This window comes from Actinomycetota bacterium, from assembly GCA_030776625.1.
GTDB lineage: Bacteria > Actinomycetota > CADDZG01 > CADDZG01 > WHSQ01 > MB1-2.
Genome location: JALYHL010000002.1, coordinates 154,792 through 169,729, shown reverse-complemented (window position 1 = coordinate 169,729; position 14,938 = coordinate 154,792). Strand labels below are relative to the sequence as shown.

General features: G+C 67.6%; 17 protein-coding genes. 8 read left to right on the top strand and 9 right to left on the bottom strand.

Annotated features, from left to right (window positions below; all coding sequences use genetic code 11):
• Positions 1-418 precede the first annotated feature (418 nt).
• The 8 genes from rpmH to M3N53_04980 are packed head-to-tail and all read left to right on the top strand — an operon-like array spanning position 419 to position 5,167.
• Positions 419-556 (top strand): 50S ribosomal protein L34, encoded by a 138-nt coding sequence (rpmH, locus tag M3N53_05015; GenBank protein MDP9067698.1) that lies wholly within the window; start codon positions 419-421, stop codon positions 554-556.
• Between the two features lie 11 nt (positions 557-567).
• The gene (rnpA, locus tag M3N53_05010) at positions 568-888 is read left to right on the top strand and encodes a ribonuclease P protein component (protein ID MDP9067697.1); all 321 of its coding nucleotides are present in this window, start codon (positions 568-570) and stop codon (positions 886-888) included.
• On the top strand, positions 885-1,109 hold the full coding sequence (gene yidD, locus M3N53_05005) for a membrane protein insertion efficiency factor YidD (GenBank protein MDP9067696.1): 225 nt from the start codon (positions 885-887) through the stop codon (positions 1,107-1,109). The genes rnpA and yidD overlap by 4 nt, the downstream gene beginning before the upstream one ends.
• Positions 1,109-2,089 (top strand): YidC/Oxa1 family membrane protein insertase, encoded by a 981-nt coding sequence (locus tag M3N53_05000; protein ID MDP9067695.1) that lies wholly within the window; start codon positions 1,109-1,111, stop codon positions 2,087-2,089. The genes yidD and M3N53_05000 overlap by 1 nt, the downstream gene beginning before the upstream one ends.
• The gene (locus M3N53_04995) at positions 2,086-2,631 is read left to right on the top strand and encodes a KH domain-containing protein (protein ID MDP9067694.1); all 546 of its coding nucleotides are present in this window, start codon (positions 2,086-2,088) and stop codon (positions 2,629-2,631) included. The genes M3N53_05000 and M3N53_04995 overlap by 4 nt, the downstream gene beginning before the upstream one ends.
• Before the next feature lie 43 nt (positions 2,632-2,674).
• Positions 2,675-3,244: a class I SAM-dependent methyltransferase gene (locus M3N53_04990; GenBank protein ID MDP9067693.1), complete on the top strand. Its 570-nt coding sequence runs from the start codon at positions 2,675-2,677 to the stop codon at positions 3,242-3,244.
• Positions 3,213-4,244 carry a ParA family protein gene (locus M3N53_04985; GenBank protein MDP9067692.1) on the top strand — a complete coding sequence of 344 codons (1,032 nt, stop codon included), beginning with the start codon at positions 3,213-3,215 and terminating at the stop codon, positions 4,242-4,244. Before M3N53_04990 ends, M3N53_04985 begins: the two co-directional genes overlap by 32 nt.
• Complete coding sequence (locus M3N53_04980) at positions 4,241-5,167, top strand: ParB/RepB/Spo0J family partition protein (protein MDP9067691.1); 927 nt, start codon at positions 4,241-4,243, stop codon at positions 5,165-5,167. Before M3N53_04985 ends, M3N53_04980 begins: the two co-directional genes overlap by 4 nt.
• Here the strand turns inward: M3N53_04980 and M3N53_04975 are convergent.
• From M3N53_04975 to M3N53_04935, 9 genes are all read right to left on the bottom strand, one after another.
• A complete protein-coding gene (locus M3N53_04975; GenBank protein MDP9067690.1) occupies positions 5,164-6,207 on the bottom strand; it encodes an N-acetylmuramoyl-L-alanine amidase in 1,044 nt (347 codons plus the stop codon). The two genes, M3N53_04980 and M3N53_04975, sit on opposite strands and share 4 nt — an antisense overlap.
• A gap of 87 nt (positions 6,208-6,294) precedes the next feature.
• On the bottom strand, positions 6,295-7,245 hold the full coding sequence (gene trxB / locus M3N53_04970) for a thioredoxin-disulfide reductase (GenBank protein ID MDP9067689.1): 951 nt from the start codon (positions 7,243-7,245) through the stop codon (positions 6,295-6,297).
• 50 nt (positions 7,246-7,295) lie between these two features.
• A complete protein-coding gene (locus tag M3N53_04965) occupies positions 7,296-8,210 on the bottom strand; it encodes a zf-HC2 domain-containing protein (GenBank protein MDP9067688.1) in 915 nt (304 codons plus the stop codon).
• Positions 8,207-8,776: a sigma-70 family RNA polymerase sigma factor gene (locus tag M3N53_04960; GenBank protein ID MDP9067687.1), complete on the bottom strand. Its 570-nt coding sequence runs from the start codon at positions 8,774-8,776 to the stop codon at positions 8,207-8,209. The genes M3N53_04965 and M3N53_04960 overlap by 4 nt, the downstream gene beginning before the upstream one ends.
• Positions 8,766-10,262 carry a protein kinase gene (locus M3N53_04955; GenBank protein ID MDP9067686.1) on the bottom strand — a complete coding sequence of 499 codons (1,497 nt, stop codon included), beginning with the start codon at positions 10,260-10,262 and terminating at the stop codon, positions 8,766-8,768. Before M3N53_04955 ends, M3N53_04960 begins: the two co-directional genes overlap by 11 nt.
• A gap of 17 nt (positions 10,263-10,279) precedes the next feature.
• Positions 10,280-10,693 carry a hypothetical protein gene (locus tag M3N53_04950; GenBank protein ID MDP9067685.1) on the bottom strand — a complete coding sequence of 138 codons (414 nt, stop codon included), beginning with the start codon at positions 10,691-10,693 and terminating at the stop codon, positions 10,280-10,282.
• Between the two features lie 28 nt (positions 10,694-10,721).
• Positions 10,722-12,326, bottom strand: coding sequence for a murein biosynthesis integral membrane protein MurJ (murJ, locus tag M3N53_04945; protein ID MDP9067684.1), 1,605 nt, complete (start codon positions 12,324-12,326; stop codon positions 10,722-10,724).
• Positions 12,323-14,548 carry a DUF6049 family protein gene (locus M3N53_04940; GenBank protein MDP9067683.1) on the bottom strand — a complete coding sequence of 742 codons (2,226 nt, stop codon included), beginning with the start codon at positions 14,546-14,548 and terminating at the stop codon, positions 12,323-12,325. Before M3N53_04940 ends, murJ begins: the two co-directional genes overlap by 4 nt.
• A 146-nt stretch (positions 14,549-14,694) precedes the next feature.
• Positions 14,695-14,901 (bottom strand): hypothetical protein, encoded by a 207-nt coding sequence (locus tag M3N53_04935; GenBank protein ID MDP9067682.1) that lies wholly within the window; start codon positions 14,899-14,901, stop codon positions 14,695-14,697.
• Positions 14,902-14,938 lie beyond the last annotated feature (37 nt).

Sequence of the window (14,938 nt, the reverse complement as noted above, 5' to 3'; positions counted from 1 at the left end):
GCACGCCGGTCCGCGAGGTCCGGAGGAACCGGGTGTAGGGCATCGCGATCGTCCGCGACGGAGAGACGAGAAAGCGGGTGTGAGCAGGCACTTCGCGCCGGTCAACAGCCTTATCCACAAGTGTGGACAACCGATTCCGGCCCTAGCTAAATGCTCAACCACGTGGCTCGGGGAAGTGCCGCAGTCCCGCCCTCGGAAGGCTTCCCGGAGGCTCTGGACCGGGGGGCATCGTAGCCAAATCCGCCCAGCGCGCGTCAAGTGGATCGAGCAAAACTAGGAGAACGCGCGAGCGATTGGCTCTCTACGTGGAGAAACGGGAGCGACGCTATACTGCCGCAGACGTCGAAGAGCCCCGCGGATTTCGCGATGTTGATTGCGAGCGGATCCAGGTGGGCCCAACAGGATCGGGTGAGCCCCAGTGACCAAGCGCACGTACCAACCCAACAATCGCCGCCGTAAGCGCAAGCATGGGTTCCGCGCCCGCATGAAGACCCGCGCCGGCCGCGCGATCCTCAAGGCGAGGCGCGAGAAGGGCCGCGCCCGCCTGTCGGCGTAGCGCACCTAAGCATGAAGCAACCGCTTTCCCTATCCCGCCGCGGCGACTTCGGGCGGGTCCTGCACGATGGGACCAGGATCCGAGCGGTGGCGGGCACGATGATGGTTGCGAGCCGCGCAGACGCCGATTCGCCGGGCCGGCTTGGACTCGCCGTCCCCGCCCGCGTCGGAGGCGCGGTGGGCCGTAACCGGATCAAGCGTCGCCTGCGCGCGGCCTTCAGGGCCGCGGGTCCCACCGGGGTCGACGTCCTCGTTCGGGCCGAGGCGACCGCGCAGACCGCTCCGTTCCAGGAACTGGAAGAGATGTTCCGCCGGCTGTCGCTGAGCCGATGATCGGGCGGGTCCTCGTCTCGCTGCTCCAGGTGTATCGGCGGCTGATCTCGCCGCTGTTCCCCCCCACCTGTCGCTTCGCCCCCAGCTGCTCCGCCTTCGCCATAGAGGCGATCGAGCGCCATGGACCCGCGCGCGGGACGCTCCTGGCGCTGAAACGGATCGCTCGCTGCCACCCCTGGTCCGCCGGTGGTCCAGACCCCGTTCCGCCTAGGGTCGCCTGATGGGTTTCTTCGAGGTATTCGCGGCCGCGCTCGCCGGCTTCTACGCCGTGGTCCGCAACTACGGGCTCGCGATCATCTTGTTGACCGTGGCGGTGCGGGTCCTCCTCCTGCCTCTGTCGATCAAGCAGACCCGCTCGATGCGAGAGATGCAGCGGATCCAGCCCGAGGTGAAGAAGATCCAGGCCAAATACAAGGGCAAGAAGGACGCCCGTCAGCAGATGAACGAGGAGATGATGGGCCTCTACAAGGAGCACGGGGTCAACCCGTTCGGCGGGTGCCTGCCGCTCCTGATGCAGATGCCGGTCTTCATCGCCCTGTACCGGTTGATCAGCACGCCGCTGGCCTACATGGGCTACAAAAAACTGTCGGGTACCGACGACTGGGTACCGGCGGAACCGATCGAAGGAGTGATGGCGCAGGTCCAGGACTCCGCGCTGGCGAGAGCGCTGGACACCGCGCCCGTCGAGGTGAACAGCTTCCTCGGGGTCTTCCGGCTGGACTGCCAGCCCCTCAACGTCTTCCGGGATGCCCCCGGCTGTGAGGGCGGAGTCCTCGGCTTCCTCCCGTACCTGATCCTGATCGGGCTGATGGGCTTCACGACCTACTACCAGCAGAAGCAGATGCAGGTGCAGCGGGGCGCCGCGACCGATCCGTCGGCTCAGCAGGCGCAGATGGTGATGAAGTTCATGCCGCTGATGCTCATGTTCTTCTCGTTCCAGTTCGCGGCCGGCCTGACGTTGTACTGGCTGACCACGAACGTGTGGAGCATCGTCCAGCAGCACATCATGCTGCGCGTGGCCCCCGCACCCGCCGACCCGGAACCATCGGAGAAGAAGGTGGTGGCTCAGCCGAGCAAGGGCTCGAGCAAACCGAGCTCTGGAAAGCCGCCGAAGGGTGCGCCCACCAAGCCGGTGACGGGCGACCCGGCGCGCTTGGAAGGACCGAAGCAGCCTTCGAAGAACAAGAAGAAGAAGAGATGAACGAAGAGCCCGAGGTGATGCAGGAAACCACCGCTCGCGAGACCGCCGACGCGCTAGGGGACCCCCCAGGCTTGGAGACGGAGCCCGCCAGCCCCGAGGACGTGGCGTCAACCGGGACCGAGTTCCTGTCCGGCCTCCTCGAGGCTATGGGCCTTCAGGCCGAGGTCGAAAAGTCCATCGAGGGCGACGCCGTGTCGCTGGAGGTGACCGGGCCCGAGCTCGGGATGCTCATCGGGCGACGCGGTCAGACGTTGGACGCGCTCCAGGAGCTGACGCGGACGGCCGTTCAGCGTCGCCTGCGGGCCCGGGTCCGTCTGATGGTGGACGTGGAGGGATATCGCGCCCGGCGCCGAGACTCGCTAGCGGACTATGCTCGCTCCATCGCCGAGCGCGCCAAGGAGCGGGGGACCGAGATCGAGCTCGAGCCGATGTCGAGCTGGGACAGGAAGATCGTCCACGACGCGGTCTCAGAGATCGAGGGCGTGTCGAGCTTCAGCGAAGGCGTCGATCCCGCTCGGAAGGTCGTCATCAGGGCGGAGTGACGCCGTCCTCCCGCGTGTTCGCCCAGCTAGCGACGCGTAAAACGTGAAACACCCCGGCATCGAGGAGCGGTTGGCGGTGTACCGCGCGCTCCTCGAAGGGTGGGCCCCCCGGCTCGACCTGATCTCCCCCGGCGACCTGAGCCGCGTCCGCGAGCGCCATATCGAGGACTCGCTACGGGCTCTCCCACTTGTGACGGAGGTCGGCAACGGCTGGTGCATCGACGTGGGTTCGGGCGCCGGGCTCCCGGGGATCCCCCTAGCGATCGGCTCCGGCCTCCCCTGGCGCCTGCTGGAGCCGAGGAAGAGGCGGGCCGCTTTCCTGGAGGAGGCGCTGAGGGAACTGGAGCTGGACCAGTGCGAGGTGGTCGTCCGAACGGCGCAACAGGCGGCCCTGGATCCCGCGCTGCGAGCCGCCCACAGCGTCGCCACCGCGCGGGCGCTGGCTCCGCCCGCAGACGCGGCCGCGCTGTGCCGGCCCCTGGTCCGTGCGACCGGTCACGTCATCCTGCTCGTGGGATCGAGCGCGGATATCCCTCGAGATGCCGAGGAGATCGAACCGGGTCTGATTAGACTGAGTGCAGATGCCTCCGAGTCAGGAAATACCTGGAAATAATCCCCCTGCCGCGTGGTCGGGGACGTCGTGGAAGCTCCTGGAGACGCGGCCGATCCTGCCCGGTGCGGGTCGCCTCGTCTGTGTCGCCAACCAGAAGGGCGGGGTCGCGAAGACCACGACGTCGGTGAACCTGGGTGCAAGCCTGGCGCTGCGCGGGCACCGGGTCCTGGTCGTCGACGTGGATCCACAGGCGAATGCGACGACGGGGCTGGGCTTCGACCACCGCGACTCGACCCCGACCACGTACGACCTCCTCATCGGAGCGGCACCTCTCGCAGAGGTGGCCCGGCCGACGGCGGTTGCCGGCCTGGACTGTGCTCCCGCCGCGCGCGACCTGGCCGGCGCCGAGATAGAGCTCGCGGGAGCGATGGCTAGGGAACGAAAGCTCGCCGACGCCCTCGAGGGGGCAGCGCAGCGGTACGACCTGATCTTCCTGGACTGCCCTCCTTCGCTCGGCCTCCTGACCCTCAACGCTCTTGCCGCGGCGCAGGACCTGATCGTGCCGGTGCAATGCGAGTACTACGCGCTCGAGGGTCTGGGTCAGCTGCTGGCGACGGCGGAGAGGGTGCGCCGGTCGTTGAACGCGGAGTTGAGGATCGCCGGGTTCTTGCTGACGATGTACGACGCGAGGACGAAGCTGTCGAGCCAGGTGGCAGACGAGGTACGCACGCACTTCGGCAACGCGGTCTTCGGCACCGTCATCCCGCGCAGCGTGCGGCTGTCGGAGGCGCCGTCGTTCGGCGAGCCGGTGGTGACGCTCGACCCCTCCTCCCGCGGAGCGGTGTCGTACCGGCTTCTGGCCGCCGAGGTCGAGGAACGCTACGGGTTAGACGTGCACGTGCCGCCTTCACCACCCGCCCCGCGTCCGAACCCGGTTGCGGTCCCGGCACCGGCTGCGGTTCCGGGGCCCGGGGGCCGGGGGTACGGCACCATCGCGCCCGAGCCGGCCGGTCTCGACGAGGAGTGGCCTCGCCGCGAGCCGTGGACGGTGGCCAGATGATGCGCCGGAGCGGCCTCGGTCGTGGGCTCGACGCTCTCCTGCCGCCCACCGCCGACGAGGGGCTCGAGCGGCGCACAGGAACCGCTACCCCCACCGCCGCGGTCGATCGCATCCGCCCGAACCCTCTTCAGCCGCGCCGGTCCTTCGAACCCGACGCTCTGCACGAGCTGACCGCGTCGATCCGCGAGCTCGGGGTCCTACAGCCCTTGCTCGTGCGCCCCGACGGCGATGGATACGAGTTGATCGCGGGGGAGCGACGGTGGCGCGCCGCCATCGCTGCGGGGTTGACGGAGGTTCCGGTGGTCGTGGTCGAGACCGACGAGCGCGGGTCGCTGGAGCGAGCCCTCGTCGAGAACATCCACCGGGCAGACCTCGACCCCATAGAGGAAGCCGCGGCCTACCGCCAGCTGATGGACGAGGCGGGTCTGACCCAGGAGGCGCTGGGCGACAAGCTCGGGCGGAACCGGGTCACGATCACGAACGCGTTGCGGCTCTTGGACCTCCCGGTCGAGATACAGGGGCTGCTGACCTCGGGACGGCTCACCGCGGGTCATGGGCGAGCGCTGCTCGGGCTGCAGGGCAACCCCCTACAGCAGCGCATCGCGCGGCGCGCAGCCACAGAGTCGCTCTCGGTGCGAGAGGTGGAAGACCTCGTCAGGCGGTATCAGGCGATGACCGGTTCCGCACCGGCGCGGGCACCGGGTGGGGCCGCCGCCTCCGCTGCGGCTATGGAGGCGCAGCGGATCCTGGCGGACCACCTGCAGACGCGAGTGCGCGTCGAGGTGGGGAAGCGCAAGGGGCGGATCGTCCTGGATTTCGTGTCTCCCGCGGAACTGCAGCGCCTGCTGCACATCATCACGGGCGCTCGGGCGGAAGCAAGCGCCGACAGCGAAGACGGCGAAGCTCTAGAGACCGCTCTCTAAAACCCCTCCTCGTAGTAGCGGCCCACCGCGGCCGCGACCGCATCCGCGACACGGGAGAGGAACTCGGGATCGCGGAGCCTCTTCTCGTCGTCGGGGTGCGTGATGAACCCCGGCTCCACCAGGACCGCCGGCATCCGAGTCTCTCGCAGCACGGGATAGGAGCGAGCGTGGCTGCGACAGTCCTTCAACCCGAGGCGGACGAGCTCGCTCTGCAACTTGTCGGCCAGCGCCTCACCGGCTCGCGATCCTCCGAAGTAGAAGGTCGTCGCACCCTCGGCACCCGCCTCACCGTGAGCGTTCAGGTGGATCGAGATGAACAGGTGCGCGCCGAAACGGTTGGCGCGACGCGCCCGCTCGTGGGGATCTAGGTCCTCCACCTCGGTGCGCGTGAAGCGCACCTTCGCCCCCACCGCCACGAAGCGCTCGGCCAGCTTCAGCGCAAGCTCCCAACAGACGTCGGCTTCCACGAGACCATCTGCGCCGATCTCGCCGGGATTCGCGCCTCCGTGGCCGGGATCGATCGCGATCACCGCGTCCGACAGTCCCTCCTCGCCCCGCCGAAGCTCCTCGCGCAAGCGTGCTGCGGTGCCAGGACGATCCACGCGAAGCCCCGTCAGTGCGGCGTGGCTGGCGGGTCCGAAGATGCCATCCTCGGCAACGCCGTACTCGCGTTGGAACGCGCGTACCCCCTCGTCCGTCTCGCGCCCGAAGATCCCGTCCTCGCGCCCCGCGTCGAAGCCGAGTGCATTCAGTCGTGACTGCAAGGTCAGCACATCGTCTCCCCGGATCACGGGGACCCTCAGGTACAGGACGCGGTCGCCCAGGCGCCACGAGGCTTCGACGAGCTCGTTCCATGTGTGTGGACCGACGATCCCGTCGACGATGATGCCGCGCTGCTGCTGGAAGGCGCGAACCGCCTGCTTCGTCGACGCGCCGAACTGGCCCGTCTCGTCTTCGACCCGCAGCTTCAGCGCGCGCAGGCGCATCTGAACGTCCGCGACTTCCTCGGAGCGATCGCCCTCCCTGATCAGCCCCTTCATCGAGCGGGTCGGTGCTCAGGGCGGATGGGGGAGCACAAGCTACGGAACATGCACGAAGAGTAGCCCCGCGCTGCTTCCGTGAACCGTTTACCAGGCGTGCTCTGTGACCGGCATCCCTTCCAGGTAACGCTCAGCGTCGATGGCGGCCATGCATCCCATGCCGGCCGCAGTGATGGCTTGCCGGTACCTGAAGTCGACGACGTCGCCGGCCGCGAACACGCCGGGCACCGTGGTCTGGGTGTCCTCGCCCCTCGTCAAGATGTAACCACCCGCGAGCTCGAGCTGACCTTCGAACAACGAGGTGTTCGGCGTGTGGCCGATCGCGACGAACACGCCGCCCGTCAGCTTCTCTGTCTCCTCTCCGGTCTTCAGGTTCTTCAGCCGGACGCCCGCGACCTTGCCGTTGCCGAATATCTCGGTGACCGCGGTGTCCCAGATGAACTCGATCTTCGGATTCGCCCGCGCCCGGTCCTGCATGATCTTCGACGCCCTGAGGCTGTCGCGGCGATGTACCACGGTCACCTTCGCGGCGAAGCGAGTCAGGAAGTTCGCCTCCTCCATCGCGGAATCGCCGCCGCCCACCACGACGATCTCTTGGCCGCGGAAGAAGAAGCCGTCGCAGGTCGCGCAGGTCGAGACGCCGTGACCCAGCAGCTCCTTCTCGCCGGGTACCCCGAGCATCAGCGCGGAGGCGCCGGTGGAGATGATCACCGTGTCGCTGCGGATCGCGCGATCGGGCGTCTGGATGCCGAAGGGTGGCTCGGAGAGGTCAACGGAGGTGACGTTTTCGGTCAGGAACTCGGCGCCGAACCGGGCGGCCTGCGCCCGCATGTTCTCCATCAGCTCGGGGCCCATGATCCCGTTGACGAAGCCCGGATAGTTCTCGACCTCGGTCGTCAGCATCAGCTGTCCACCTGCGTCGATCCCTTCGATCACCAACGGCTCGAGGTTGGCGCGAGCCGTGTAGACCGCGGCGGTGAGGCCCGCAGGGCCGGAGCCGATGATGGTCACGCGTCGCTTGTCTTGGACCACGTCCATAACCTATCGAACCCTCGGCCGGGGCGGTTGATTCCCCGGTTCAGAGGCGGCTAGGGCCGGGGCTGGATGACGTTCTTCGAGTAGTGGACGGGGATCCCGGCGCAGTCATCCACGGCCCACGCCCACACCATCGACTGGTCGAGAGGTCCCTGTTCCTGATCGCTCCAGGCGAAGGCCAGAACCAGGATGTCGCCGCGGTTGCGGTACTCCGCCAGCGCGGCGTACGCGGGCAGGGCGTTGGGAAACTGCGTCGTGACAAGGCCGGCGCACTCCCGGATGTCGTCACCGCGAGCGTCGGGCGCGCGCTCTGCCAGGCTTTCGATGAACTCACCCTGGAGGCGGGGGACGTCGTCGACCGTGTAGGCGCGTGAGAACACCACCAGCGGGAGGCCCTGCTCTCCCAGCTTGTTGAGGCGCTCTGGGTCCACCTCACCCAACGAGGCTCTGAAGGTGGGAGACGGGGCACCTGTTGCAGCCCCTGCCTCGGAGGAGGTCCCCATGACTGCCTCGCTCGCGCCGCGCCCCCGCCGCGGTCTCGCCTCCTCGACAGCATCCGAGTCGGCACCGCCTCCCGTGCTGGTGATGCCTGCCTGATCGTCACCCCCACTCATCCCGCCGAACCCCAAGTAAGCGAACGTGCCGATCACGGCCACCAAAGCGGCCGCCCCGAGGAGCGACCACAGACGGCTGCCCGACCGCGTGCCCGCAGCGGGTGCATCGGCGCCCGCGGCCGGCACCGGCACCGCCTGGTTCAACACTGCGCGCCGCAGCCCGACGCGTTCGAGCTCGGACAACTGCGGAGCATCCGGCTCCGGCACGACCGCGCGCAGGGCAGCCAGCTCTTGCGCGCATGTGGCACAGGTGCCGAGGTGCTCTTCCACCCAGAGACGGTCGTCGTCCGCAAGGTCGCCGTTGACGAACCCGCGCAACAGGTGCGAACAGCGCTCGTGTTCTGGTGCGTTCATATCGTTCCCTTGGACTCGCTGGATGGTGCGCGTTGTTCCAATAGCTGCGCCAGCCGCTGGCGACCTCTGCTGATGCGCGACTTGACGGTGCCGACCGGCGCGTCGGTCAGCAGCGAGATCTCCTCATACGGGATGCCGCCGATGTCGTGCATCACCACAGCCTCGCGGTAATCGTCGGGTAGTTGAGCAAGCGCACGCGTGACATCCAGGCGGGCCGTCACCCGGTCGTCGAAGCTCGGTGATGCAGCTTCAGGGTGCTGCTCCGGGTCGCCCTCATCCAGAGCCCACCGCTTCCGTTTCCGAAGGAGATCGTGACAGGCGTTGATCCCGATCCGATACAGCCAGGTACCGAACGCGGAGTCGGAGCGGAAGTTCGCAGCTTGGCGGAAGGCGGCAACGAAAGTGTCTTGCGTTGCATCGAGCGCGTCGGCGCGGTTCCCGGTCATGCGGTAGGCGAGCGCGAAGATCCGGTCCTCGTGTCGCGCCATGAGCTCTGCGAACGACGTCTGGTTGCCCTCCAGGAAACTCCTGAGAAGCATGCCGTCGCTGCGCCCGTCAGCTGCCACGGAACTCGACCTCGGCGATCGACGCGGCTCCGCCCTCCGGTCCGATCTCTGTGATCCAGATCAGCCAGTAGCGGCCGGACGTCGGGTCGGGGCGCAGGGTCAGGACGGGCGGGATCGCGCGGCGACCGGCAGCCTCGACGAACGCTTGTTCGTCGGACCCGAGGGAGTCGGAGGCCCTGACCTCCAAGTCCAGACCCGACGAGGCCTGGATCCGCACCTCGGTCACGTCGACGGTTGCACCTAAGTCGAAGACGAGGCCGACGCCGGGCTTCCCTTGCGCCGCGAGGGACGAGCTGTACGACTCCGTCGTCCACGAGGTGGAGGTGTCGCCATCGGCGGCTGCCGGCGCCTCATCGGAGTGCTCGGCGCCGTCGCCGTGAGGATCGAAATCCGTCGCCGACGCGATCTCGAGGGGCGCCGCGGCGGCGGGTTGCGGGCGCTGCTGGGAAGGCTGCTCTCCTTGCGGCTCGGGCCCCTCCCCTGCTCCGTCCAGCAGAGACGAGACGAAAACGGCAAGGAGGATGGCCCCGAGCACGGCCCCGACGACCCGGAGTATCCAACCGGCATCTCCTGCGCGCGTTCGCTCGGGAGCTGCCCCACGGCGCCGAGGGACGGGCATGCGCATCGCAACGGTCGCGCCGTCTCGCTCGAGGGACGCACCGAGCGCCGCCGCCATCTCGTCTGCATCTGCGAAGCGTTGAGCCGGATCCTTCTCGAGCGCTTTCAGGATCGTCGCCTCTAACGGACGTGGCACGCCTGCCTTGATGCTGCGCGGAGGAGGTGGCGGGTGTTTCAGATGCATCAGCGCGGTTCCTATCTCCGTCTGGCCCGTAAAGGGCGGGCGCCCGACCAACAGCTCGTACAGCACGACGCCGAGCGCGTAGAGATCCGACCGGTGGTCAGGCTCGCGCCCCTGGCCTTGCTCAGGCGAGAGATAGGTGACCGTTCCGATGATCGAGCCCGTCGTAGTGATGTCACCCTTTACGAAGGCGGCCCTCGCGATCCCGAAGTCCCCCACCTTCAATAGACCGTCGGCCGCGATCAGGACGTTCGCAGGCTTCACGTCGCGATGGATCACGCCCTGCCTGTGGGCGTATCCGAGGGCGTCGCAGATCGTGATGCCGATCGCGACGACACGTTCCGGCTCCATCGGTGAACCACCCGCTAGCAGCCCGGCGAGGGTTCCTCCGGCGCACAACTCCATCACGATGAATTGCACCCCGGCAGCGCCGGACTCGGATTCCTGCGTGCCGGTGTCGAAGATCGACACGATGTTCGGGTGACTTAGCCGCGCCGCCGCTAGAGCCTCTCGCCGGAACCGCTCGAGGAACGCTTCGTCCTCGGACAGGTGGGGATGGAGGACTTTGACGGCGACCGGGCGCGCGAGGATCTGGTCGCGCGCCTGCCACACGGTCGCCATCCCGCCGCGTGAGATCTCGGTCTCGAGCACGTAACGCCCGGCGATGACGTCGAGCTGAGAGGACATGGGGATCTAGCGGAAAGCTACGTGGTCCCGGCCTGGCCGTCGGAGGTGGCCCGCGCCCATTTCGCTATCGGGCCGATCCGGCTCACGATGAGGCTGTCGGCCGTGCGCCGGAGCCGGATGTGAACGACCCCGGTGTCATCGATATTGGTTCCCTCTCGCAGTACGCGCGCTCCCTCGACCCCGCCGTCTTCGCTGTTCACCTCGGCTTTAGCGAGCTGGTAGATCTCTTCGTCGGTGTACTGGCCGGCGTTGCCGGTGGTGCCGACGATCAGGGAGACCGCGATAGCGACGTCGTCGGCCCCCGAGTCGAGCGTGAAGTAATTGACGAGGATCGAGCCGGCGTCGTAAGCGATGACCGCGAAGATCGCCATCCCCAGGACCACCTTCACGATCCAGTCGCCGATGATCCCGCGCTGGTCTCTGATGAGCATCCGTGGATTATCGCGTGCCTGCAGGGCCTCAGCCCTGATTCGGACCGCGTCGCCCGACGAGTCGCTTCACGAGCGAGAGCTCCTCTACCCCGAGCGCGGCGGCCACCGCTAGATACGTCACCACCCCCACCAGGGCGGGGGCGAGGAGCGCCACCGCCTGCTCTCCGAACGTTTCTGGAGCTATCGCTTCTTGCAGGCCCTCGGACGCCGCCCACACGAGAGCTCCCATCACGACCGCCGCAACGGCGATCCTCACCACGCTGCGCGCTAGACGGCGTCCGTCAAGCGCGTCCAGGCGCTTGCGCAGCGCGCGCGTCTGGAGCGCGACGCCCAGCGTGTAGGCGCAGGCGTGACCGAGAGCGAGCCCCTTCACGCCCAGCCACAGGAACAGAGGGACGTTGATGATCGTGTTGAACACCACCGCGACCACGTTTATCTGGAACGGTGTCTTCGTGTCCTGTAGTGCGTAGAACGTCCGCAGGAACAACTGGAATATCGAGAACGGGACGAGGCCCAAGACGAAGAACCTCAACACTCCCGCGACGAGCTCGGTCGACCGCGCCGTCATGACCCCGCGCTCCAACAGGAGCCGCACCACCGGCTCGCCCAGGACGAGATACCCGACGGCCGCAGGAAGAACGAGCAGGATCGTCGTCCGCACACCTGTCGAGACCCGGTCTCGGAACGAATCCCAGCGGCCGTTGCTGGCGTCGGCGCTCATGCCCGGAAGCAGCGCGGTTATGACGGAGACTGCGAAGAGGCCGTGCGGAAGCATGAAGAATGTGAACGCGGCCACGTACGCGGTGTATCCACCGGTCTGCTCGTTCGCCAGCCACTGCACGATCAGGTAGCCGATCTGATTCGTCACGACGTACCCGATGACGAAGACCGACAGCCGCGCCAGCTTCCTGAGCGACGGGTGGTTGATCGAGAGCGTCGCGCGGTAGGTACCGAGGCCCCGCAAGAACGGGATCTGCGCGAGCGCCATCAGCGCGACGCCGGCCGTCGTACCGAGCCCGATGATCAGCAACTGTGTCGTCGTGACAGCGCCGAGGTCGTCGATCTCCCCGTAGGCCTGGTGGAACGCGACGAACACGCCGATCACCGCGAGGTTGTTGAGGATCGGCGTGTACATCGGGGCGCCGAACCGCTTGTGCGCGTTCAGCAATCCCGCCGTGACCGCGGTCAGCCCGTAGAAGACGATCTGTGGGATGAAGAGGCGCAGGAGGAAGCTCAGCACCTCCACCTGCTGGACGGCCTCGGCCCCCTCGAGGCGGACCGCGTAGAACCGCGCGATCAGCGGCGCCAGCACGACACCAAGGGTGGCTATGGCCACCAGCACGACCAGTGAGAGGTTGATGATGGCGCTGGCGACTTGCCACGCCCGGTCGCGGCCTTCCTTCTCTAGAAGGTCAACGAACACCGGGACGAACACCGACGTCAGGACCCCGCCGAGGACGAGCTCGTAGATGATGTTGGGAGCGGTATTGCCGATGTTGTACGTGTCTGCAAGGCGGCCCGACTCGACTACCCCCAAGGCGGCGGCGATCGCCGCCAGCCGCAGCAGTCCGGTCACCCGCGAGAGGATCGTCCCGGCCGTCATGACGACGGTCGCACGGGCGAGAGAGGTCAAACCGGTGCCTGGCCGCGTCGCCGCCGCGAGAGACGCAACAGATAGAAGAACACCAGGAACGCGAGCGCCCCCAGCGTCACGCCGAGAGCGATCCGGTTGAAGGCGGTGGAGCGGATCGTGATCTGTTTCGACGCGATCTCAAGCGAGCCGTCCACCGTCTCGACCACGACCTGCATCTGGAAGATTCCGCTCGAGCGCGCGGTCGCGTCGACCGTGAACTGGAAGGTGTCCTGCGCCGCAACCTGCTGAGGAGGCAACGCCTGCGGTTCGAGCGCGAGGTCTCGCTGTGGAGACGTTATCGCGACCCGTACCGTGGCCGGGAAGCTCGTTTGGTTGGAGACCACCAGCGGGATGCGGCCCTCTCGCGAGGTGAGGTTGATCTGATCGGGACCGCCGATCGTGACCTTCTGCGTCTCCGCGGCGATCTCTGCCTCGGTTCCATCTAGGTATCCCTCAGCGACCCGGAGCAGATCAGAGCTCGCCCACCAGAGCCTGCTCTCCGCAACCAGGGTGTTGCGGCGGAGGCGTCTGATCAGGGTCTCCGGAGGCTGGAGGCGCCGGAAGCTGTCGACCAGTTCGGTGGTCTCCTCGATCGAGTCGAAGAACTCCTCCGGCGGCTCGTTCTCCAGCGTCGGGAGGTTCTGGACGAAGCGCTCCGTCACCTGCTCTGGTGGCGCGAGCTCCACCGCCTCCTGCGGCGTCACCGTCCGCAGCCACGGCGCCTCGCGCAGCCCCGCCAGCAGCTGTTGGGACATCTGGGGGCGCGGGTGCCACAGCGAAGGCATGGTGGCCTGCACTACGCGACCGGCTATGGACGGGAGCTCTTGCCTGATGGCCGCCGTCTCCGCGAAGAAGTTCTGTAGACCGAGCCTGTCCCCGGCCCCCAGGGCCAGGTCGACGAAGCGCTCGCGCAGCCCCTCGTCGGCGACCAGGCCCTCGGTGGGACCCTGCAACGTCCTGACGGAGACGGGGCAGGTGAACGAGGCAAACGCTTCGGGGCATCCCGGCAGCGGAAGGCCGGTGGGGTCTTCGAACGCCTCCGGCAGGAACAACGTCCTGGTGGCCGCGTCGGCATCGGCGAAACGGACCTCGTCCAGCGTCTGTGCGCCCAGCCTCGCGCCGGGTGCAAACAGCCACCCGTCGCCGACGTCGAGCCCCAGGGCCCCCGACAGCACCGCGGCCCCCTCATCGAGCTCGATCTCGAGGCGGTCCGGAGCGGCGCGCGCCAGCGTGGGGAGGTCGGGGAACGAATAGGGCGCCAGGAGGGTCTGGATCCCCTCTTCACCCAGAAGCGCCCGGAGCCTGTCGAGCAACGAACGCGCCGCGGCGGCCGTGGGGGCACTCGCCGCGACCGGGGTGGAGCCGTCGGCATTCTGGATCCGATACCCGTCCGCGAGCTGGGCGAGCTCGTCTATCAGTCTGGGAGTCGGTGCCACACCGAGGTGCAGCCCGCGCTGCGGGATCTCGATCGTCCGGAACCTCGGGCGACGGTTCTTGCCGCGGGGCCTCTTCACGCGGACGTTCCTCTCGAGCGGCGGCAGCTCTCCCGCCTGGGCCTCGAGCGCTCCGACGAGCCCGTGCAGCCATCCCCCGGGCTTCGCGGCTTCCTCGATCGCGATCTGGCCGCCTTCGAGTGGAGCACCTACGGTCGCGTCGGGACCAACGCTGGGCAGCTCGTTCAATGGGACAACGAGCGCCAGGTTCAACGGCGTCTCGGGTTGCTCCGGGTAGATGATGAGCGGCGTCGTCAGCGAATCGTGCTGAACCACGCCGGGGCGATCCGAAAGAGTGAGGGTGAGCGGATAGACGCCACCTTCCGTGACGCCCCCCAACGCCAGGCTTGGCAGCGTCTGATCGAGCTCGATCACGAGGGAATCGCCCGGGTCCACCTTCTGATCGGAGCTTTCCGACGCGGCGCTGAGGATCGCCCCCGCGTTGCCGGCGAAAGCCTCGTGAAGCCCCGACCGCGTCGTGACCACGGGGTGGGCGGCAAGGCTCAGCAGGAAGCCGTCGAGCGGGGTTAGGCCGCGGTTGACGATGCGAACCCGTATCGACAACGAGTCTGCGGGGCGATGCCACACCGGCTGGTCGACGAGGCGCAGAGAGATCGCCCCCGCGGGCGCTTCCTGGGCAGAGGCCCTCGGGGACCATCCGGGGACTGCGAGCGAAGCGGCCACCACCACGCAGCTCAGCGATCGGAGCGCGGGTCCTGCGCACCTCATGCGGGAGACCTGCGTCAAGCGGAGGTTTCCGGCGAACGCGTCGCGGCTCGTGCGGGCGCCGTGCGAGTGCAAGACATCGCAGTGAGCATAGAGAAAGGGCTCCTCCGACAGGTGGAGGAGCCTGGATGTCTAGGTGTGCGTGCGGGTTACTTAGAACCTCCCAGACGACCGATCTTCTGGTAGAACTCCGAGCCGTAGCGCTCCTTGGTCGTCTCGCCGCCCTTCTTACCGCCGATCTTGCCGATGCGACCGAAATGCTCTTCGCCGTAGCGCTGCTTCGTGGTACGTCCGCCCTTGCGTCCGGCCTCGGCACGGCTCATCTTGTTGTTGCCATTGCTGCTTTGAGCTTGCATGGCTTGCTCCATCCACTGCCTCCTGCATCCCTCAGGG